22 protein-coding genes are annotated in these 22,516 nt (G+C 42.4%); 19 read left to right on the top strand and 3 right to left on the bottom strand.

Annotated features, from left to right (window positions below):
* Positions 1-185: 185 nt before the first annotated feature.
* The 5 genes from JMY00_RS07450 (at position 186) to JMY00_RS07430 (ending at position 5,655) form a co-directional block, all read left to right on the top strand.
* Complete coding sequence (locus tag JMY00_RS07450) at positions 186-1,370, top strand: glycosyltransferase family 2 protein (protein WP_201579679.1); 1,185 nt, start codon at positions 186-188, stop codon at positions 1,368-1,370.
* A gap of 39 nt (positions 1,371-1,409) precedes the next feature.
* Positions 1,410-1,802 (top strand): hypothetical protein, encoded by a 393-nt coding sequence (locus tag JMY00_RS07445; RefSeq protein WP_201579678.1) that lies wholly within the window; start codon positions 1,410-1,412, stop codon positions 1,800-1,802.
* A gap of 190 nt (positions 1,803-1,992) precedes the next feature.
* A complete protein-coding gene (locus JMY00_RS07440) occupies positions 1,993-3,297 on the top strand; it encodes a glycosyltransferase (protein WP_201579677.1) in 1,305 nt (434 codons plus the stop codon).
* On the top strand, positions 3,297-4,598 hold the full coding sequence (locus JMY00_RS07435) for a hypothetical protein (protein WP_201579676.1): 1,302 nt from the start codon (positions 3,297-3,299) through the stop codon (positions 4,596-4,598). Before JMY00_RS07440 ends, JMY00_RS07435 begins: the two co-directional genes overlap by 1 nt.
* A gap of 61 nt (positions 4,599-4,659) precedes the next feature.
* A complete protein-coding gene (locus JMY00_RS07430; protein ID WP_201579675.1) occupies positions 4,660-5,655 on the top strand; it encodes a glycosyltransferase in 996 nt (331 codons plus the stop codon).
* 37 nt (positions 5,656-5,692) lie between these two features.
* On the opposite strand, the gene JMY00_RS07425 is transcribed toward JMY00_RS07430, so the two are convergent.
* The 3 genes from JMY00_RS07425 to JMY00_RS07415 all read right to left on the bottom strand — a co-directional run bounded on the left by JMY00_RS07425 (position 5,693) and on the right by JMY00_RS07415 (position 7,400).
* A complete protein-coding gene (locus tag JMY00_RS07425) occupies positions 5,693-6,073 on the bottom strand; it encodes a hypothetical protein (RefSeq protein WP_201579674.1) in 381 nt (126 codons plus the stop codon).
* Positions 6,066-6,350 carry a hypothetical protein gene (locus JMY00_RS07420; protein ID WP_201579673.1) on the bottom strand — a complete coding sequence of 95 codons (285 nt, stop codon included), beginning with the start codon at positions 6,348-6,350 and terminating at the stop codon, positions 6,066-6,068. Before JMY00_RS07420 ends, JMY00_RS07425 begins: the two co-directional genes overlap by 8 nt.
* 132 nt (positions 6,351-6,482) lie before the next feature.
* Positions 6,483-7,400 (bottom strand): LysR family transcriptional regulator, encoded by a 918-nt coding sequence (locus JMY00_RS07415; RefSeq protein WP_201579672.1) that lies wholly within the window; start codon positions 7,398-7,400, stop codon positions 6,483-6,485.
* 244 nt (positions 7,401-7,644) lie between these two features.
* Here JMY00_RS07415 and JMY00_RS07410 point away from each other — a divergent pair, with 244 nt between their 5' ends.
* The 14 genes from JMY00_RS07410 (at position 7,645) to JMY00_RS07345 (ending at position 22,323) form a co-directional block, all read left to right on the top strand.
* Positions 7,645-8,817, top strand: coding sequence for a muconate/chloromuconate family cycloisomerase (locus JMY00_RS07410; RefSeq protein WP_201579671.1), 1,173 nt, complete (start codon positions 7,645-7,647; stop codon positions 8,815-8,817).
* An 89-nt stretch (positions 8,818-8,906) separates the two neighbouring features.
* The gene (gene catC, locus JMY00_RS07405; protein ID WP_179799432.1) at positions 8,907-9,197 is read left to right on the top strand and encodes a muconolactone Delta-isomerase; all 291 of its coding nucleotides are present in this window, start codon (positions 8,907-8,909) and stop codon (positions 9,195-9,197) included.
* Between the two features lie 202 nt (positions 9,198-9,399).
* Entirely contained in the window at positions 9,400-10,323 is a 924-nt protein-coding gene (catA, locus tag JMY00_RS07400; protein ID WP_201579670.1) for a catechol 1,2-dioxygenase, read from the top strand.
* A 128-nt stretch (positions 10,324-10,451) separates the two neighbouring features.
* Positions 10,452-11,837 carry a benzoate 1,2-dioxygenase large subunit gene (benA, locus tag JMY00_RS07395; RefSeq protein ID WP_165596829.1) on the top strand — a complete coding sequence of 462 codons (1,386 nt, stop codon included), beginning with the start codon at positions 10,452-10,454 and terminating at the stop codon, positions 11,835-11,837.
* Positions 11,838-11,899: 62 nt separating this feature from the next.
* Positions 11,900-12,397 carry a benzoate 1,2-dioxygenase small subunit gene (gene benB / locus JMY00_RS07390; protein WP_201579669.1) on the top strand — a complete coding sequence of 166 codons (498 nt, stop codon included), beginning with the start codon at positions 11,900-11,902 and terminating at the stop codon, positions 12,395-12,397.
* A gap of 65 nt (positions 12,398-12,462) precedes the next feature.
* Positions 12,463-13,479: a benzoate 1,2-dioxygenase electron transfer component BenC gene (gene benC / locus JMY00_RS07385; RefSeq protein WP_201579668.1), complete on the top strand. Its 1,017-nt coding sequence runs from the start codon at positions 12,463-12,465 to the stop codon at positions 13,477-13,479.
* 59 nt (positions 13,480-13,538) lie between these two features.
* Positions 13,539-14,318 carry a 1,6-dihydroxycyclohexa-2,4-diene-1-carboxylate dehydrogenase gene (locus tag JMY00_RS07380; RefSeq protein ID WP_144296328.1) on the top strand — a complete coding sequence of 260 codons (780 nt, stop codon included), beginning with the start codon at positions 13,539-13,541 and terminating at the stop codon, positions 14,316-14,318.
* Between the two features lie 75 nt (positions 14,319-14,393).
* Complete coding sequence (gene benE, locus JMY00_RS07375) at positions 14,394-15,623, top strand: benzoate/H(+) symporter BenE (protein ID WP_201579667.1); 1,230 nt, start codon at positions 14,394-14,396, stop codon at positions 15,621-15,623.
* Between the two features lie 113 nt (positions 15,624-15,736).
* On the top strand, positions 15,737-16,459 hold the full coding sequence (locus tag JMY00_RS07370; RefSeq protein WP_201579666.1) for a 3-oxoacid CoA-transferase subunit A: 723 nt from the start codon (positions 15,737-15,739) through the stop codon (positions 16,457-16,459).
* 26 nt (positions 16,460-16,485) lie between these two features.
* Entirely contained in the window at positions 16,486-17,151 is a 666-nt protein-coding gene (locus tag JMY00_RS07365; protein WP_201579665.1) for a 3-oxoacid CoA-transferase subunit B, read from the top strand.
* A gap of 20 nt (positions 17,152-17,171) precedes the next feature.
* A complete protein-coding gene (gene pcaF / locus JMY00_RS07360) occupies positions 17,172-18,392 on the top strand; it encodes a 3-oxoadipyl-CoA thiolase (protein WP_201579664.1) in 1,221 nt (406 codons plus the stop codon).
* A 102-nt stretch (positions 18,393-18,494) separates the two neighbouring features.
* Positions 18,495-19,274 (top strand): 3-oxoadipate enol-lactonase, encoded by a 780-nt coding sequence (gene pcaD / locus JMY00_RS07355; protein ID WP_201579663.1) that lies wholly within the window; start codon positions 18,495-18,497, stop codon positions 19,272-19,274.
* An 81-nt stretch (positions 19,275-19,355) separates the two neighbouring features.
* Positions 19,356-20,651: a M20 family metallopeptidase gene (locus JMY00_RS07350; protein ID WP_179799441.1), complete on the top strand. Its 1,296-nt coding sequence runs from the start codon at positions 19,356-19,358 to the stop codon at positions 20,649-20,651.
* A gap of 310 nt (positions 20,652-20,961) precedes the next feature.
* Positions 20,962-22,323, top strand: a complete 1,362-nt coding sequence (locus tag JMY00_RS07345) for an MFS transporter (protein ID WP_201579662.1) — start codon at positions 20,962-20,964, stop codon at positions 22,321-22,323.
* Positions 22,324-22,516 lie beyond the last annotated feature (193 nt).

Below are 22,516 nucleotides of genomic sequence, written 5' to 3'. Positions count from 1 at the left end.
TGCTTTTTTACTTAGTTTACAACGGGTTATCTTCATAAAAGTAGTCTAGCATAGTGCTTATCTACTACAGCCCCTAATTTTGTATTAGTATGCATTAAATGACTGAGGATACAAGTACTTACATTGTCTATAGGCCCATTCTTTTTATATAAATTTAATTTGTTGTATATGCCTAAGGACCAGACATGACTGCTAACATACAAGAAGCTCTAGCTAGAGAAGCACTCAGTTTTCAATTGATGACGCGAGCTGAGCCTCCAGAGTTGGTTATTGCCACGATAAAGTCGTTATTAGCAGTAAAGGAAGCGCGCGATGAGATATTGATTATCGATAATAATAATAAAGAGACATCGTTGTATGAGCCATTAGCAGCATTTTGCCAAAGCTTAGACGTTAAATTGAACGTCCATTTTTATCACATCGATCGTGTCGAAGGTTTCAAAGCGGGCGCTTTAAACTTGGCACTTGGGTTAATGAGTCCAGACTGTAGTCACATTGTGGTTGTCGATAGTGATTACCAAGCATTACCACATGCTAGAGCCTCTATTACACAGGCTATCGCCCAGTATCCTGAGCATACCCTACTGCAGTTTCCGCAGTTTTATCGTAATGAAGGACAGCTCGATGCGCATAGCGAGTTGAATCACTATTTTAACCATCATCTGTACCGCTCTTTTAATCGCAATCGCGCCTTATCAACGGGTACTTATGCAGTCATTCGACGCTCGGATCTTTTGAGCATAGGAGGTTGGTCAGGCGCTTCTATCACTGAAGATGCTCAGATGGGCGTGCTTATGCATCGACAAGGTTTTCGCAGTCAATTTGTGCCAGAAGTCATTGCCACGGGTTTACTGCCCAACACGCTAGATGACCTAATATGTCAACGCCGACGCTGGATCTACGGCAATATGCAAGTGCTCACGGATTACTTGTCAGTCCCGTACAACTCTCCAAGTCAATATGTTTCACAGTCCAAAAGTATGAGTGAACGTCTAGCATATATACGCGCTCATCTGTCTCAATTAAGTGCTTGGGTAAACTTCACGGGGTTCTTTATCCTTTTGCATATCTGCGCAATTCTGGTAATGGTTGATATGCTTTTAATAAATAACGCTGACGTGTCAATGCTTGCACCTTTATATCTGGTTTATGCAGGCTACATATTTTTTATCCTTAGACGGTTGTGGGCTTACTGCCATGATCAATCGCCTCTCAATCAACAAGTAGATGACAGCCATCAGCCACGTTTTAGCAGAAAGATACGAGCATGGTTGATGCATTTAAACTTTTGGGAGATTGGTGCCTTGTCATGGCTTCCGGTGCTGTGGGGACGAGAGAAACCTTTTGTTTGTATAGTCAGTTCAATATAATTTCGATACAAGGAAACCGAGTGCAAGTTATACATTAGTATGCTTAGCGAGGATGACGATGTATCGGATTTATATAGGCTTGACTATACGCCAAAACAAAACTATATCCAAAGTCGTCAGTCATTACTCCTTAAGAATATAGCAGCGTTACCAAAACTGCTGTTGGTGCTAAATATCATTACAGTCCTAGTTGTAGCACCGTTTTCATCGCTCTACTCACCAGTACTATTTATATGTGCAGCAGCAGTTTGCATTCTAAAACTAAGCGCAGCCAAGGTAGCAATGGATAACTTCTCTGATGCTCGAGCAGACATACCAAGTATGAGTAAGGTTCTAAAACAGACTTTAAAGGTAGCCCATGAAAAGAAGACGACTATCACGACATCTTATGCGACGTCTTTATTTAAAGATAAAAAAACCATCGATTCATAAAAATCAGTACTTATAAAGACAATACTCATAAAGATAGTGATTCTCAAAAACTTGCGATTTATATAAGCCAATTTTGAACCAAGGTCATTCTATTGTCTTTTATCGTTTCTATACTAGGTTCCCTATACATCACTCTACTAACTATAGCGCTTATAGCCATAACGCTTATAACTATAAAGGTCTTAAAAACATGATTAGGTCTTCGAATTCACCGCTACGTATTGCCATTATTGCGCATTCACTGTACCCCATTGCCCAGCCATATGCGGGTGGTCTAGAAATGATTACCCAATTGATTTGTGACGAGCTAGTGGCGCAAGGTCATGAGGTATTGCTTTACGCTCATAAAGATAGCGAGACGAAAGCAACGTTGGTGCCGTTATTGACTCGTCATGATTTTAACAAGATGGTCTATGATAATGAGCATGAAACGGTCGCCATGGGCCGTGAAGAGATGTACCAATATCTCACCTATCAGATAGCCTTACGAGATATTATCGAACGTGATGATCGTGGTGAGATTGATATCGTACATAACCACAGTCTGCATCATATTCCGATGATGACAGGCCAAGCATTTGGCGAAAGGTTTTTTACCACTTTTCATACGCCTATTTTTCCACAGTTACGTTTAGCGCTTTTAACACTGCGCTCTGGTACAACCACTCAATTTACAGCGATTAGTAAGCACCAACAGCAGTTATTCGCTGAGTTTGTCCCTTCACAAGTGGTGTATAACGGCATTGATGTCGAATCCTTTACTGCCAATACAGAATCGCTTGGCAATACTAATGATAGCGATGACGAGGTATATTTTTGGTATGGGCGTATCTGCCCTGAAAAAGGCACTCATTTAGCCATGCGGTACTGCATGGAAGCTGGGAAAAAACTTATCATAGCAGGACCTAAAAGCAACGAAGACTACTTCAATCAAAAAGTAGCCCCTTTGTTATTTAAAGACAGTAAGAGTGGCGATGACAAACTATTCAGTTATGTAGGTCATGTCACCAAGGACGAGATTAACAATTACTTGTGCCGAGCAACTGCCATGCTATTTACCAGTACTTGGGACGAGCCATACGGATTGACCTTAGCTGAGAGTCTGGCATGTGGCACACCAGTCATTGGTTTTGATGCTGGAGCCAGTGCCGAAATTATTACTTCAGAGACAGGAGTCATCGTACCTAAAAAAGACAAAGCCGCCTTTATCAATGGTTTTGCTACGATTAAAAATATATCACGCCAAGCCTGCCGTAACCGTGCTTTGCAGTTTTGTTCAGTGTCAGCCATGGTAGACGGCTATCTGAAACTGTACCGAGCAGCGTTAAAAAATAGAACTGCGTTGATAGAAGACAATTCAGAAAGTTATATCAACAGTATCAACAGCTATGAGCTGTCTGATTTAACAAAAGACTCCCTGCAATTTTTTAATCAGGCCATTCAAGCACCAGTTGAAACTGATAATGATCTTGTTAGCTTTTCTGAGGGGTCGTAATGATGCGTATCGGATATTATGCGCATCATCACGGCTCAGGACATTGCCGACAGGCAGACAAACTGGCTGCATTGCTGCCTAATGATGCAAGAGCGCAATTAACGGTATTTACGAGCTTAGATATAAATAGCTATCGTTTTACCGCTATTGATGAACAACAAATTGTACGTTTGAATGCAGAAGATGAACGACCCGACGACATATTAGCAGGTCGTGCAGGACAGTACTGGCAACCAGCCAGCCTACACTACTCGCCCGTAGGCAATAGTGACATTCAAAAACGCAGTCACCAAATATTAGACACTATCTTTCTAGGTAATATTGATCTGATGATTATCGATGTCAGCGTCGAGGTGGCCATGCTCTGCCGTGCGGCAAGTATTCCTTACCTTTACGTTAGGCTTCCTGGTATTCGCGATGATGCGCCACATTTGGGTGTATTTGCTGGTGCGCTTGCCTTATTAGCACCTTATCCTAAAGCGTTAGAGTCTGCCCAGACATCCGAATGGGTCTGCGGTAAAACGCTCTATCTTGATTTTATCTACTCTCAAAAAACTGAGTCATACACTTATGAGAGCTTTATAGATATCTTGGCAAAATTAAGCGTGGATAATGAAAATTCTGATCTTAAATCTACAAACCTACCAGCTATCGAAACTCAATTAACAGACAAGTCCGGAGCTACAATACCTATTATTACCGTTATCAAAGGCTATGGTGGACACAAAGCGATTGACGAAAAACTACCGGAGTTGCGCTCACTGCTACCCGATACATTAATTGTCTCTCTCGGGCCTATAGACGATGAAAAACGATGTTATGTCGATATCTCAGCTGAGGTAGATGATGTCACACCATTTATTTGTCATAGCGATTATCTGATGATGGCCTGTGGCCTAAATGCTGTCGCGCAAGCGTATCATTACGATACGCCGCTCATAGTAGTGCCTGATGACAGGCCACATAATGAACAGGCCGTCATGGCTGAAGCGTTAGTCACTCAAAACAAAGCGCTAAATTGGCAGCAGTTTAAAACCTTAATGAGTGTCAATGATGGTCAACCTGAATTTATTGCCCAAATAATTCATGGCCAAAGCAAACAACACCCCACTACATCGGTTGATAGCATTGAAAAAAATAACAGTGAGGAAGATAGCATTGAGGAAATCAACGCAGTTACGCCAATAGCTGCTCAAGCGTTTATGCATAGTATCACTGATTATCCTACAACTAAGCTTTGGTTCGAAAAATGGTTGCTTCCTCGTCTCAACTTAGCACCCGAATCAACAATTGAATTCTGACTTATTAAATACTGATTTATTAAAAGTAACAGGCAACCTGATAGCGAGGTAAAGACAAGCGATGACCATTCAGCCAACGAGTAATGCTAGTACGACTTCTGATACTGTATCGATGACCGTCATTACGACTTGCTATGGTCGTAATCGTCATCTCTACAACCTACTCAGTAGTCTAGAAAGTAGTAGTGTAAAGCCAGCCGAAGTCATTATCGTCAACGACGACGCTGATCCCAATCGGTTAGCTGAATTTTCATTAAATATTGTGAAGTTACCGACTACGGTTAAATCAGCTGTGAATGATGGTGACGATACTACAATTATAGAGTTTGATATCGGACATAACCGTAATCTTGGGGCACTGCAGGCAACTCACGATATGCTGATTTTTTTGGATGTTGATTGTATCGTAGCGCCTACGTTTATTGAGCAAATGTATAAGAAGCTTCTGCAATATCTTAATGCGCTTTTGATGGGTCAACCACGCTATCTAACTCGACCATTATCAGTAGAAGAAAGTACACAATTAAAAATCAACCATCTGCCTGTCTCTATTTTAGACGAGCTGTCTGTCTATAACCCTTATCGTTACAATTTTGATGAAGCTGACTCATATCCTACTGAAACAGAACAAACCGCTATCAAACAAACTGATGATTATGGTGCATTTTGGAGCCTATGCTTCGCTATCAAGCGACAGACTTTTGATAAAATTGGCGGTTTTGACACCCAATATACAGGTTATGGTGCAGAAGATACCGATTTTGCCTTTACAGCACGTCGATTAGGTATCAATTTTTACCTTACTGCTGATATCGCTTATCATCAGCAGCACAGTGTCTACCGGCCACCTCTTAATCATCTGGACAGTATCATTGTCAATGCCAATCGCTTCTATCAAAAATGGCACTGTTGGCCCATGGCAGGATGGCTGTCCCAATTTTCCGATATGGAACTGATTGATTGGACAGAGGAACAGTCGTTACCGATAGCCATACAACGAGAGCCTAATGACAAAGAGGTGGAGCTTTCTCATTGTCCAGACGCTCCTTATGTTTAACTACTTTTAGCTAACGAAAACTGAGCTAATCAATATTCTAGTATCGATGAATAGTCACTCCTTTAGGTAGTCGACTCATTTCCTGACGTTCAAAATCCCAATTATGACCATGCCAAAAGTGAGCAGTTTTATCATTGTCATTGAAGCCGATCATTAATATCTCTAATGGTAGTTTTGTCTTTTGAATATGGTGTAAGTATGCTCGAGCTACCAGCATCAGCCGATATAACAGAAAACCTGATGAGGGTGCTGACGAATGAATCTCGGTAAAGCATGGATAGTCAGCAACGACTTTATGATGCTCTGATAGCACACTGTGATAGGTAGGGCTTGATAATAGTTTTTGCATGCTCGAAGGAATATCTAAGATGCGCTGAGCAGTGATAGGATCGTCATTAGGGCTTGGGTCATCAGCCAATGTTGGAAACTGATTCAGCGTGAATAAAGTGATTAAATAACACCAAGACATCATCGGGCTGTAACAACATCTCAAGCTGAGCCGTGGTGACAGCAGGATTATTTGCAATTAGCACGACTCGTTTAGCTTGCTCTAGTGCAGTTTGTATAACGACTGGTAGTATTAAGAAAGCAGATTGCGCTGTGCTTATATCATCAAATGTATATTTGCTATTCTCTGACAGTGCGATACTCTGTTTAAGTATTGGTTTTTCTGTATTGGACTCTATATTAGACATAGCAACCTTAGTTAATGTGAACTTTTGATTGCTACTTTAGCATTATTAGCGATTTTTATAGAAAAATTGACGATGTTAGTATGCCTATTACTTTTGCCTTAAATAAGTAAAGCCCTTAAAACTTATACTTGATCAAATTTTTTCACGCTTATATATGAAGCCTTCTTCATCATAAATTTGATAAGTAACATCTAATAACGTTTCCAGTAATTCAGACTTATCGAAATGCCTGACACTCATCACGATTGGCGAAGTCAATATCCCTTCTTCAAATGGTATATAGGTTATCTCTTGATGACGTAAATGCTCAAGTGTCTTCGGTACGATAGTCAACCCTTCTCCTGCTGCTACTAACCCTAGGGCAATATGCAATTCACGTACTTCCATGAAATAATTCGCTTTCAAATTACGATTTTCAAATAGTTCTAATACGTAATCAATGAAACTCGGCCTCGGTGCTGTTGGATAAAGTAAGAGATTTTCATTTGTTAAATCGATCAAGCTTAAACTGTCGCGTTTTTCTTTTGATAACGGGTGTTCGATAGGAACAGCAACTACTAAATCTTCCTCTCTAAGTACCATTCGCCTAATGGAAGCATCTTCAAATAACAACCTGCCAAAACCTATATCTATCTTCCCTTCTGTCAATGCTTGCGTTTGTTGCCAAGAGTTTAGCTCATACAATTTAACCTCGATATTCGGATGAACTTCTCTGAAACGGGATATTACTCTCGGCAATATGCCATACAATATAGATGATACAAAACCTATTGAGAGTGAATTATCAAAATTCCCCTTACGAATAGTCATAGTACGCAGGTCGTCTGATTTTTTTAAAATTTGTATCGCATGATCATAAAAAAACTCGCCAGCCTCAGTGAGTTTCAAGGGACGGTTCTCCCTATCGATGAGCGTAACGCCAATCTCTTCTTCCAATTGTTTTATCTGCCGGCTAAGTGGTGGCTGCGAGATGTATAAACGAGCAGCTGCTTTATTGAAGCTTTTTTCTTCTGCCACGGCTATGAAATAGCGTAAATGCCTGAGTTCCATTATTCTTCCTTGATTGACTTCCTATTGTTTCTATCCTAAGTCGTTCTAATTTCTTCCCTTTTATCTATCACCTACTTCATATACAAAATTTCCATACCTAAAGAACATAACATACCACCTACCTTCCGACAAAATACCTAAAAAGTATTAAAACAAGACTAAATAGGTCTTAGACATGTCGATATTTAACACCTATAGTTCTTATTAAGCATAAGGAAGCCAAAATTTTATACTAAGGATAGATATGATTCGTTCAATTAATACTTTACTAGTACCAATACCTACTATTCGAGCGCACAAACTGGCTTGTACTGTGATGAATGAACAAGTATTGGTTCTGGTGCATATCCAAACCGAAGATGGCTACGAAGGTTGGGGCGAAGCAACGACGATTGGCGGCTTAAGTTATGCTGAAGAAAGTCCTCATAGTATCAAAACTAATATCGATACTTACTTTACCCCTCTCTTGATGAAGGAAAAGCCTACAAGCACAGCAAAAGCAATGCAGCTATTGAATACCCACATCAGCGGCAATCGTTTTGCAAAATGCGCGATTGAAACTGCTCTACTCGACATCGAAGGCAAAAGACTCAATCTACCTATCAGCGAGCTCATCGGTGGTCGCGTCCGTGATCGTATCGAAGTGGCATGGACGCTTGCTAGTGGAAATACTGATACCGATATCGCTGAAGCTCATCAAATGATTGAACAGAGAAAGCATCGGATTTTTAAATTAAAAATAGGCAGCAACCCTATCCTTGATGATGTCGCCCATGTGTTAGCTATTAAACAAGCCTTACCTGATTGCCGCATCACCGTTGATGTCAATCAAGCATGGACAGAGCTTGAAGCTATGAAAGGTATAAATTTATTACAGAATGGCAGTGTTGATTTAATCGAGCAACCAGTATCAATGCGTAATAAATCAGCGCTGAAGCGTTTAACTGAGCACTTTGACGTGGCTATTATGGCTGACGAAGTCGTGCAAGATCCACATAATGCGTTCCAATTGGCAGCGGATCATTGTGCTGATGTCTTTGCTGTAAAAATCAATCAAGCTGGTGGATTAAAAGCTGCCTGCCTTATCGGACAAATGGCACATCTAGCAGGTATCGAGCTTTATGGCGGGACGATGCTAGAAGGACCCATTGGTACTGCTGCATCAGCGCATGTGTTTTCTACTTATCCTAGCTTGAACTTTGACACGGAGCTGTTTGGCCCGTTGCTATTAACAGAGAATATTTTAGTTCAACCGCTTGATTATCAAAATTTTGGTTTGACTATTCCAACTGGTGCTGGCCTAGGTATCGAGGTAGATAGCGACAAAGTATATCACTATGCCAGACAAGCAAATTTATCATCCTCAAATCCCATGTCGTTAGGAACTTACGTAAGCGACTCTCACGCTGGGGCTTGATAGTGCTCTGCCAAAAGCTCCGTAAAATAAATGCTGATGTAGATCAAATATCAGCCATATGACTAACCATAAAATATAAGGACATAATTATGTTATATCACGTCAGAATGGATGTGTTGTTACCGACAGATATGAATGCTGATCAAGTTAATGAGCTTAAGCAAGCTGAAAAAGCGCTATCACACAAACTGCAGGAACAAGGTAAGTGGCGTCATATTTGGCGCTTAGCAGGAGAGTATTCTAACTTTAGTATTTTCGATGTCGAAAGTAATGAAGAACTACACGACATTATGATGTCGCTACCACTTTACCCTTATATGAAAGTCGAGGTCACCCCTCTACTTCGTCATCCTTCTTCTATTCGCGATGATGATAGTTAGTGCCTCATAACGCTATTACTAGATTTCATTATTACTTTTGATGCTAATCAAATAATAGCGCCTTAACCCATTTTTTAATAATTATTGGTCTATACCAGACCAACGGGCACCTGTTGCCAAAAATAAGCAGTGAATGAATAAAATTTGAGTAAGAGTACTCGTTATAACTACCTTTTAAATAGTCCTCAACAAGGAGAGAGACATGGAACGCAGCCAAATTGAAGCATTAGCCAATCAGTTCATCAAAGGTAAAATTGACTTTCCTGAACAAGTTAACCCACGTATACAAGCCATTGTCTTACGTATCGTAACCGACCTCATGCAAACCATTAATGACTTAAAAATAACCGCCGATGAGTATTGGTCTGGGGTTGAGTTCATTGGTGATTTAGGCAAAGAAGCCGGTTTGTTATCACCAGGTCTTGGTTTTGATCACTTCATGGATTTAATGATTGAAGAAGATTTAAAAGCAGCAGGTCTTGATGGCGGGACTGTACGTACTATTGAAGGTCCACTCTATGTCGCTGGTGCGCCAGAAGAAAAAGGCTTTGCGCGTCTAGATGACGGCACTGACCTTGACAATGGTACCGTGCTATTTATGCAAGGCACTGTTTATGGTGAAGACGGAAAACCTCTTCCAAATGCCAAAGTTGAAGTGTGGCATGCCAACAGCTTAGGTAACTACTCTTTCTTTGATGAATCACAGTCTCATTTCAACTTACGTCGTAGCATCATTACCGATGAAAACGGAAATTATGCATTCCGCAGCATCGTGCCGCTAGGTTACTCGGTACCACCAGAAGGAATGACGCAAAAAGTATTGGGCGCGCTAGGACGTCATGGTCATCGCCCAGCTCACATTCATTTCTTTGCCAGTGCTGACGGTCATCGCAAACTGACCACGCAGATTAACATCGATGGCGATGAGTACCTATGGGATGACTTTGCTTTTGCAAGCCGCGAAGGTTTGGTACCAGAGGTAACGATGGTCGAAGATGCGGACAAGCTAAAAGAAAAAGAGCTTGATAAGCCTTACGCAAGTATCGACTTTGACTTTCATTTAGTAAAAGACATTGACCAAGCTATACAAGGCAGCGAAGTAGCACGTCGCCGTGCACAAGGTTAACGAGCACTCATATTAAATAGCACTAATTAATCACTACTAGCGACTTACGTTTGATATGTCCTCAGTTGTTGTATCAAACGTAAGCTTCTAATCTCATTTTATACCGTCATTATACAAGGAAGGCAGCCATGAGCGAGCGTATCAATCTAGTACCTGAAGGATCAGACATCACTATTGATGATTTTTTAGAAGAGAACAGTGAAAAAGGGATTTATCGCCTGCATCGTAGCGCCTTCACTAACGAAGAGCTGTTCGAGCTTGAGATGAAGTACATCTTTGAGAACAACTGGGTCTACTTAGCTCATGAGTCTCAAGTTCCTGATAATAATGACTATTACACCTCATACATTGGTCGTCAGCCCGTCATTCTTGCCCGCAATAAAGAAGGCGAGCTGCACTGCATGATTAATTCATGCTCACACCGCGGCGCACAATTATGCCGTCATAAGAAAGGCAATAAAGCCACTTACACTTGCCCGTTTCACGGTTGGACTTTTAACAACTCAGGTAAGCTGCTTAAAGTTAAAGACCCAAGACACGCCGGCTACCCAGAATGTTTCAATAAAGAAGGTTCACACGACCTAAAACAAGTGAAAATGGCCAATTATAAAGGCTTTATCTTTGCTAGCTTAAATGATGATGTTCAGTCAATTGAAGACTGGCTTGGTGGTTCTACCAAAATTCTTGACATGATTGTCAATCAGTCGCCAGAAGGTCTAGAAGTTCTACGCGGCACATCAACCTATACCTTTGATGGTAACTGGAAACTGCAAGCTGAAAACGGTGCTGATGGCTATCACGTATCAGCTGTGCATTGGAATTATGCGGCTACCACTGCACGTCGTAAAGAACAAGAAGCAGTCAAAGAAGACAACATCAAAGCCATGAACGCTGGAAAATGGGGACGTCAAGGTGGCGGTTTCTACTCTTTTGAAAACGGACACATGCTGTTATGGACACAGTGGGAAAACCCACAGGACCGTCCAAACTATGCCTATCGCGATGATTATGTCGCTAAATACGGTGAAGCAATGGCGGACTGGATGATTGGACGCTCACGTAACTTATGCCTATATCCAAACGTCTACATCATGGATCAGTTCAGCTCACAAATTCGCATGCTCCGCCCTATCGCGGTTGACAAAACTGAAGTCAGCATCTGGTGTATCGCACCAAAAGGCGAAAGCGATGAGTCACGTGCACGCCGTATCCGTCAGTATGAAGATTTCTTTAACGTTACTGGTATGGCAACACCTGATGACTTAGAAGAGTTCCGCTCATGCCAAGAAGGTTATAACGGTATCAAACTTGAATGGAATGATATGTGCCGAGGCTCCGAGCACTGGATTCAAGGTGCAGATGAAGGCGCTGCCGCTATTGACCTAAAACCTTTAATGAGTGGTGTTAAGACTGAAGATGAAGGGCTATATACCGTCCAACATCGCTACTGGCATGAAGAAATGAAAAAAGCTCTAGAGCAAGAGCAGCAGCTACACGGTGCTAATAGCGACTAATACATTTTTATTATTACTCTGCTATTTATTGTAGAACTGACAAAAAAATAAGGATATCAATCATGAAAAACACAACTGTTAACATTGAAGACATTAGACAGTTTCTATACCGTGAAGCGCGTTTATTGGATGAGAAAAAATGGGAAGAATGGCTCACCTATTACCATGAAGACTGCCCTTTTTGGATGCCAAGTTGGGATGACGATGGTCAGCTCATCAGCGACCCACAACGAGAAATTTCGCTGATTTATTATCCGGACCGTCGTGGTCTTGAAGATCGCATCTTCCGCATCGAGACTGAGCGCTCATCAGCGACTATTCCTGACACTCGTACTACGCACAATTTATCGAATATTGAATTGCTAGAAGATAATGACGGTATTGTGACGGTGCGTTTTAACTGGATTAACAAATCCTTTCGCTATCACGAGACCAACACGTATTGGGGTTACTCTCAGTACAAAATAGACATGACTCAAGACAGCCCAAAGATTTTAGATAAGTATGTGGTCTTAAAAGACGACTATGTTCATCAAATCATGGATGTCTATCACGTCTAATCATTATTCACTCATCATTTAGTCACTAGCTTTTAATTAATACGTGTTGAAAAGGGATATTTCTCATGGAATATAATATTGCTCTACAGTTCGAAGACGGCGTCACGGGCTTTATCAAGTGTGAAGCCGACGAAACAGTTGCCGAAGCAGCGTATCGTCAAAAATTCAATATCCCTGTGGATTGTTTAGATGGTGCTTGCGGTACTTGCCGTTGCCATTGTGAATCTGGCAGCTACGACATGCACCCTGATATGTATATCGAAGATGCACTGACAGAATCTGAAGCTGAGGAAGGTTATGTTCTTACCTGTCAGATGATTCCTGAAAGCGATTGCGTAATCAAAGTACCAACCTCCTCTGAAGCTTGCAAAGTCGGCAAGTCTGTATTCAAAGGCAAATTACAGCAGCTGAATGTACTTTCAGAATCTACTATTCACTTTGGCGTCGAAGTCGACAATCCAGATGCGCTAGTATTTTTGCCAGGTCAGTATGTCAATGTCAGTATTCCTGACTCTAACGAGACACGCTCCTATTCATTTAGCTCTATACCTAGTGCCAATCAAGCCGAGTTTGTCGTCCGCAATATCCCTAATGGCAAGATGAGTACCTTCTTATCTGATAATGCGACTATAGGTCAAGAGATTAATTTTGAGGGTCCATTTGGCAGCTTTTATCTGCGCCCCCTAATCCGCCCGACGCTATTTCTAGCTGGTGGTACCGGTATTGCGCCTTTTCTATCGATGCTAAAAAGTTTAGAAGTGTCTGGTGCTCATCATCCTGTCAGAATGGTCTATGGTGTAACTAACGATTTTGATCTGATAGAAGTCGAGAAACTCGAGGAAGTAAAACAAAACCATCCTTGGTTTGACTACCGCACCTGTGTCGCAAATGAAGATAGCATCCATGAGCGCAAAGGCTATGTCACTGGTCATGTTGACAATGAGTGGCTGAATAATGGTGACATTGATGTCTACTTGTGTGGCCCGTTAGCTATGGTTGATGCAGTGAGTAATTGGTTAGACAGCATCAATCTAAAACCGAGTAATTTTTACTATGAAAAATTCACGCCCAGTGAACAATAACATAGCTTAGCCGTATTACTCTACTAGCAAAGCATGAGCAAGATTTTTAGGAGACTGTCATGAGTAAAAGATTTGATAATAAAGTATGTATCGTTACTGGTGCCGCCCAAGGCATCGGGCGCGGAGTCGCATTACGCTTAGCAAGTGAGGGCGGAAAAATCGTCATGGCAGACTTTTCTCCATTAGTAGAAGAGGTGCTGGCTGAAATTATCGCTGATGGTGGAGAGGCAATTACCATTCAAGCTGACCTTGAAACCCATCAAGGTGCTAAAGAGGCTATTGATAAGGCACTTGATAGCTATGGGCGTATCGACATATTGGTCAACAATGTCGGCGGCGCAATATGGATGAAACCTTTTACCAGCTTCTCTGAAGCAGAAATCCAAAAAGAAATCAGCCGCTCATTATTTCCAACATTATGGTGTTGTCATGCTGTTTTACCAACCATGGTCAAACAGCAATCAGGCACTATTGTTAATGTGTCCTCTATCGCTACTCGCGGTATCAACCGCATACCCTATTCGACAGCGAAAGGCGGCGTGAACGCCATGACCGCATCGCTCGCTTTTGAGTATGCAAACGATGGTATCCGTGTGAATGCTGTGGCAACTGGCGGTACTGAAGCGCCACCCAGAAAGATTCCACGTAACGCCAAACCATTAACTGATGATGAAAAATCATGGATGAATGCGGTGGTTGATCAGACCATTGATCGCACCTTTATGAAACGCTACGGCACGATTGATGAGCAAGTCAATGCCATCTTGTTTTTAGCATCCGATGAGTCTTCTTATATTACTGGTAGTACCATTCCTGTGGGCGGTGGCGACGAAGGCTAATAATAAATCTGCCAATTAGTAGCATGCATCTTAATTTGCAACCCCGTAACGAATGCTAATTTGCAAGGAAGCAATATGGCCTCTGTAATCCAAACCTTAAAAAACGACTGGTCGCTCTCCGCATCGGTTGCAGGGTTCTTAGCGGTTCTTATTTCTTATGCGGGTCCTTTGATTATTTTTTTTCAGGCCGCACAAGCTGCACAAGTCTCAGATGCCATGATGGCATCTTGGATTTGGGGTGTCTCCATCGGTGCTGCCATTCCTGGTATTTATTTATCTATTAAATATAAAACACCGGTTATTACAGCATGGTCCGCCCCTGGTACCGCTTTACTAGTCACCCTATTTCCACAGATGAGTATTAATGAAGCTATTGCCGGTTATATCATCTCGGCGATTGTCATATTTATTGTTGGAGCGACAGGTTGCTTCGACAAAATATTAAAATGGATTCCTAACGGTATTGCCGCTGGCATGATGGCAGGGATTCTATTTCAGTTCGGCTTAGAATTATTTAAAGCCACTGATAGCATGCCATTTATCGTCTTTAGCATGCTCGGTTGCTATTTATTAGCCAAACGCTTTTCGCCGCGCTATACGATGATCTGGGTGTTGATATGCGGTGTTATCTTAAGCGTCTTACTTGGCAAAATGAACCCTGTCCATTTCGATTTAGCCGTTACCATACCTACTTTTATTGCACCTGAATGGTCGTGGAACTCAACGTTTAACCTCGCTATACCACTCATCCTTGTGAGCTTAACTGGTCAATTCTTACCCGGCATGGCGATTCTTAATCTTAATGGTTACGACACACCAGCCAAACCTATCGTCAGTATTACAAGCCTCGCCTCTTTAGCAGTTGCATGTGTCGGCGGTATTACTATCGTACTTGCCGCGATCACAGCCGCGCTTTGCACTGGTAAAGATGCGCATGAACTTAAGGAAAAGCGCTATATCGCAGGTGTTGCTAATGGCATCTTCTATTTATTTGGCGGTTTATTTGCTGGCAGTATCGTGATGGTATTTAGCTTGCTTCCAAAAGAGCTTGTCGCGGCACTGGCCGGTCTTGCATTAATCGGTGCCATTTCTGCCAATATCACCATTGCTATGAAAAATGATGAGCAAAGAGATGCAGCGTTAATTACCTTTTTGGCGACAGCATCGGGTATGAGCTTTTTGGGATTAAGCTCTGTGTTTTGGGGCATTCTTATCGGCATGATTGCTCACTATATTCTGACCAAAAAACGCTTACTACCAACATCATCTATCTCATTAACGACCTCTAATAATGAAGCCAATTAAGAGCAAGTCTCTTACGAAAAAAATTAAGTAGTGTCAGAGCAATGAGTCTAACCCATGTACCACTTATTAATTTTAAAGACACTACCTCATATGACTTTTTATAGGATATAAACATGATTAATAAAGCTGATAAAAATATAACTGACGTACTTAGTCAAATCAAAGATGGCGCCACCATCATGATTGGTGGCTTTGGCACAGCGGGTCAACCTGCTGAACTGATTGATGGGCTTATTAATTTGGGCGTAAAGGATTTGGTCATCATTAATAATAATGCCGGTAACGGCGACCATGGCCTTGCCAAGCTCTTAAAAACAGGTGCTGTGCGTAAAATCATTTGCTCTTTCCCGCGTCAATCGGACTCTTGGGTATTTGATGAGCTTTATCATGCTGGCAAGATTGAGCTGGAGCTCGTACCACAGGGTAATCTGGCTTGCCGTATTCAAGCAGCAGGTATGGGACTCGGTGCGGTATATACGCCCACAGGCTTTGGCACTTTACTCGCAGAAGGTAAAGAGACTCGTCATATCGATGGTAAAGACTATGTTCTTGAATATCCGATAAAGGCTGATTTTGCCTTAATTAAAGCTTCTAGAGGCGATCGCTGGGGTAACTTGGTGTACCGCAAGTCTGCACGCAACTTTGGTCCAATCATGGCAATGGCAGCTGAAGTAACTATCGCCCAAGTCTCTGAAACGGTGGATCTTGGTGAACTTGATCCTGAGTATGTTATTACACCGGGTATCTTTGTGCAGCATGTGGTGCAAATCCAGCCTACTAGTACTGAACCTGCTAGTGATGAATATGCTAGCACAGCAACGACAGCCACCGCTTAATACTGCCAATTATAAGGATCGTCATCATGAGCCATACTTCCTACACCGTTTTGACCCGCGATCAAATTGCCGAGCGCGCTGCACAAGATATTCCAGATGGTGCTTATGTCAATTTAGGCATCGGACTACCGACCAAAATTGCCCAATACCTACCGGATGATAAAGATGTATTTTTACATTCAGAAAATGGCTTACTAGCTTTTGGACCACCACCTGCTAAAGGTGAAGAGGATCCCGAGCTGATTAATGCCGGCAAAGAATACGTCACCATGCTCGATGGCGGCAGCTTCTTTCATCATGGCGACTCTTTTGCGATGATGCGTGGTGGTCATATCGACATTTGCGTATTGGGCGCGTTTCAAGTGGCAGCCAATGGCGACTTAGCCAACTGGAGTACCGGTGCAGAGGATGCAATACCTGCCGTTGGCGGCGCAATGGACTTAGCCGTCGGTGCCAAAAAAGTCTTTGTCATGACCAATCATACCACCAAGACGGGCGACCCTAAAATCGTCAGCGAGCTTACTTATCCTGTGACTGGCAAAAACTGCGTTGATCGCATTTATACTGATTTATGTGTCCTTAATGTCACCGATAAAGGCTTAGTAGTCACCGAAATGGTCGATGGCATTAGCTTCGAAGACTTACAGGCCTTGACGGGTGCCACACTGACTGACGCTACTACAGTAAAATAATAAAAAGGATAATATCTACAATGGATAACTTAACAAACGCTTATATCATTGACGCCATTCGCACCCCTTTTGGACGCTACGGCGGCGGTCTAGCACCCGTACGTGCAGACGACCTAGGCGCTATCCCTATCAAGGCGTTAATAGAACGTAATGCTAATGTCGACTGGGTACAAGTAGATGACGTCATCTATGGCTGTGCCAACCAAAGCGGCGAAGACAATCGCAACGTCGGACGTATGTCGTCATTGCTAGCCGGCCTACCTTATCAAGTGCCTGCGACAACTGTTAACCGCTTGTGCGGCTCGTCGATGGATGCGTTAGCGATAGCGGCGCGTGCGATTAAAGCTGGTGAAGCCAATTTAATTATCGCAGGTGGTGTTGAGAGCATGAGCCGTGCGCCATTTGTGATGGGCAAATCAGGTCAGGCATTTGGTCGTAGTCAAAAGCTGGAAGATACTACTATGGGCTGGCGCTTTATCAATCCAAAGCTTGATGAGCTATATGGCACAGAGACTATGCCGCAAACCGCTGAAAATGTCGCAGAGCAATTCAATGTCAATCGAGCTGACCAAGATGCATTTGCGCTACGTAGCCAACAACGTACCGCAGCGGCGCAAAAGTCAGGATTTTTTAAAGATGAGATGACCCCTGTCGTCATTCCGCAGCGTAAAGGCGAGCCTGTCACCGTCGATACTGATGAGCATCCTCGTGCTGACACCACCCTTGAGAAGTTGACTAAACTGCGTCCTATCGTCACCGCAGATGGTACGGTGACTGCTGGTAATGCCTCTGGAATTAATGATGGTGCAGCAGCCTTCCTAGTAGCGTCAGAGCAAGCGGTTAGAGAATTTAATCTAAAGCCACGGGCACGTATTGTGGCCTCAACTACGGTAGGCGTTGAGCCACGTATTATGGGTTTCGCCCCAGCACCCGCAATGAAAAAGCTGCTTAAGCAAACCGGACTGTCTCTCGATGAGATGGATGTCATTGAATTAAACGAAGCCTTTGCTGCACAAGCTCTAGCTTGCACACGTGACTTAGGGTTAGCTGATGATAGCGAGCGCGTCAATCCTAACGGCGGTGCGATTGCCCTTGGTCATCCACTCGGCGCCTCAGGTGCACGTTTGATCTTAACCGCCCTTAATCAACTGGAAAAAACAGGTAAGCGTTATGCTATCTGCTCAATGTGTATCGGAGTTGGACAAGGTATCGCGATGATTATTGAGCGTGTTGAGAGTTAAGCGTGTTGAGAATATATAGATAGCTCAAAAAATAGATGCACTCATTGATAGGCAAAAACCAATACCTTACTCACATGACAATCACAAACAAGGACGTTCATCATGCCTGAATTTGACAATAAAGATATAACGCTAAACTATGCCACTTTTGGTGATAGCAGTAACCCTGCTCTGATATTCTCTAACTCTTTAGGTACCAGCTATCATATGTGGCAGCCACAAATCGATGCTTTGCAAAACGATTATTTTATCATCTGCTATGACACTCGTGGCCATGGTAATTCTTCTGCACCAAGAGGTCCTTATAGTTTCGATCAGCTTGGACAAGACGTCATTGATTTGCTTGATTATCTGAACATAGATAAAGCATTTTTTTGTGGCATTTCTATGGGTGGTATGACTGGTCAATGGTTAGCTATTCATCATCCTGAGCGCTTTGATCATTTAATGCTATGCAATACCGCCGCGAAGATTGGCAATGAGGCCGCATGGACAGAGCGGGCACAATTGGTACGAGAGCAAGGTCTAGATCCTATCGCGGCAACAGCTGCTCCGCGTTGGTTCACAGCAGATTTTATCGATCATTACCCAGGTGTAGTCACGGCATTGTCTAGCGCTCTTGCGGCTGGCAGTGCCGAGGGCTACGCAAGCTGCTGCGAGGCGTTATCTATCGCTGATACTCGCAAGCAGTTAAAAGATATTCGTGTACCAATTACAGTGTTAGCAGGCGTTGAAGACCCGGTAACGACCGTTACCGATGGCCAATATATGGTCGATCATATACCTAACGCTAAGCTCGTCACTATCGATGCCTCGCATATCTCAAACATTGAGCAGCCTGAGGTATTCAATCAGCTTGTGCGACAGTATTTAACCTACTAATCACGCCAAATTTATTGAGCAGTTAAGCGCTATTATGAAAAAAAGTCACCACACGGAAGTAATTTCAGACAAGGAAGCAACATGAAAAAGTCATTATTATCATTGGTTGTTAGTATTGCGGCCTGTAGCGCATTTAGTGCTCATGCCGATATTAACATCGATGAACAGGTAAAAAGCGTTGAAAATAAGGTGATTGAATGGCGTCGGGACATTCATCAACATCCTGAACTGAGCAACAGAGAAACCCGTACTGCCGCTATCGTTGCTAAGCATTTAAAGTCACTCGGTATGCAGGTTGAAACTGACATCGCGCACACGGGGGTTGTGGGTTACTTAAAAGGTGCCAAACCCGGCCCCACAGTCATGCTACGGGCAGACATGGATGCATTGCCAGTCACTGAAAAAGCAGATGTGCCTTTTAAATCAACCATTGTGACTAAGTATATGGGTGAAGACGTTGGGGTCATGCATGCCTGCGGACACGATACTCATGTTGCTATGCTAATGGGAACGGCTGAAGTACTGGCTGGCGTACAAAACGAATTGCACGGTAATATTATGTTCGTGTTTCAACCGGCAGAAGAAGGCCCCCCTACAGGTGAAGAAGGTGGCGCCAATCTGATGTTGAAGCAAGGCATATTTAAAAAATATAAACCAGACGTTGCATTTGGACTTCATATTATGTCTAGTTTAAACACTGGTCAAATTGGCTACCGAAGCGGCCCTATCATGGCTAGTGCGGACACCTTTGATATCACCGTAAAAGGCAAGCAGACTCACGGTTCAGCTCCTTGGAATGGGGTGGACCCTATTGCCGCTGCCTCGCAAATCGTTACAGGAATTAATCATATAGTCAGTCGTCAAGTGGACATTACTAAAGAGCCTGCCATCATCTCATTTGGCAAAATAAGTGGTGGAATACGCGACAATATTATTCCAGATAGTGTCAATATGATTGGTACTATTCGTAACTTTGATATGGATAATCGCGATCAAATTTTTAATAACATAAAAACGACTGCCACTCATATAGCGATGGCGTCAGGCGCAGAAGCAGATGTCAAAATCATCAAAGGTTATCCTGTTACGATCAATAATCCAGCGCTTACTGCGCAGATGCTACCCACTCTTAAAAGCGTAGCGGGTGCGGACAACGTATTTGACGTCCCTAAACTAACAGCATCTGAAGATTTCTCGTTTTATTCCCAAGAAGTACCGGGATTATTTATTTTCTTAGGCGGTACACCTGCTGGTCAAGACACTAGTAAGGCACCGTACAATCACTCTCCCTACTTTTACGCAGACGAAGCCTCATTTAAAGTGGGTACTAAAGCGTTGAGTCAATTAGCCATAGACTATTTAGCCATGAACAAATAACGCTTTCATAGAAACCTAAGTAGCTCATATATCTAAAAGATATATGAGCTACTTTTTTATTAGTGTTTTCAAAAAGACTATCTATGATCAGTAAAGGCATTATTTTCTTGAACAATAGTAATATTGCCGGAGTCATCGGCGTATAAATCCTTACAATGTATTCTAGAGAAAGGTCTCGCTTCTTCTATTCTACCAAAGTAAAAACCATACCTTTTAGGTATAAATTTATACTTAGATGGTTTTTGACTTAGCACCTGTAAAACCCTAACTTGTAAAGCACGTATAAGGATATCATCAACGGAGAATATGAATGGAATCTCAAACCTTAAACATCAATAAAGTTATTGATGAAGCCAAATTTTCACCTTTTCATTGGAAAGTCCTGTTTTGGTGCTTACTGATTATTATCTTTGACGGCTACGACCTCATTATTTACGGCGTGGCCCTGCCATTACTTATGGAGGAGTGGTCATTGACTTCGGTACAAGCAGGTTTTCTTGCTAGCGCAGCACTATTCGGCATGATGTTTGGTGCCATGATTTTTGGCACTTTATCTGACAAAATCGGTCGTAAAAAAACAATTATGATTTGTGTCGCTCTATTCAGTAGCTTTACTTTTTTTGGTGCTTTCGCTAGCGGGCCTATGCAGTTTGCGGCTTTGCGCTTCATTGCAGGTCTAGGTATTGGCGGCGTGATGCCAATCTGCGTGGCACTAACATCTGAATACGCACCGAAACGTATGCGTAGTACTTTAGTCGCTATTATGTTCAGCGGTTATGCAATTGGTGGTATGACGTCAGCATTATTAGGATCTTTTTTGGTGCTAGATTTTGGCTGGGAAATTATGTTTTATATTGCGGGCATCCCTACTTTACTATTGCCAATTATCTGGAAGATGCTACCTGAATCCTTGATGTATTTGGTCAAAGAAAAGCGAGAAGACGAAGCTAAAAATATCGTTCAAAAATTGGCTCCTCAAGAAAAAGTTACACCCTCTACTACGTTAGTACTAGACGAACCCACCAAAGGTGATGATGCACCAATTAAAGCGTTATTTCTGAACAGACGTGGATTCACTACTATTATGTTTTGGGTAGCATTCTTTATGTGTTTGCTGATGGTTTACGCTTTAGCAAGCTGGTTACCAAAGCTAATGATTCAAGCCGGTTACTCATTAGGTGCTAGTATGTTATTTCTATTTGCACTTAATATTGGTGGGATGATTGGGGCTATTGGCGGTGGTGTCCTAGCTGATAAATTCCATTTAAAACCTGTACTAACTATTATGTTTGTCGCTGGGGCAATAGCATTAATTTTGCTTGGCTACAACAGTCCTCAGATTGTACTATATACGCTCATTGCGATTGCAGGTGCTACAACCATCGGCTCACAAATTCTGCTCTATACTTTTGTGGCTCAATATTATCCTACCGCTGTACGTACGACTGCTATGGGTTGGGCGTCAGGGATTGGACGTATTGGTGCTATCGTAGGTCCAATCCTAACTGGTGCGCTTCTCACCTTAGAGCTGACCCATCAGATGAACTTCTTATTTATCGCTATACCAGGTATTATCGCAGCCATCGCTATCTTCTTAGTAAATCTGAGCGCAGCGGTCGATAGCAAAGAAAGCAAACTGCAACCAACAAGATTAGATGCTTCAGCAGCGTAAAAGTAAGACTGTCTTTAAAAGTGTATTACTGTTACCGTAGCAAACACATAGCATACTATCTTTTCATAAGCTAATATAACTGGCGTTTCGACCCCGACAATTGCAACGTCAGTTATATTTATAAGAGAATTCCTAGCATATATTCTAATACCTGAATAACATGATAAGTATTGGTAAAAAATCATTAATCAAG

Origin of the sequence: Psychrobacter sp. Pi2-52, from assembly GCF_904846705.1 — a bacterium.
In the GTDB taxonomy this organism is placed as follows: domain Bacteria; phylum Pseudomonadota; class Gammaproteobacteria; order Pseudomonadales; family Moraxellaceae; genus Psychrobacter.
Note: the sequence above shows the minus strand (reverse complement) of the source record. Positions and strands in the feature narration are given on the sequence as shown.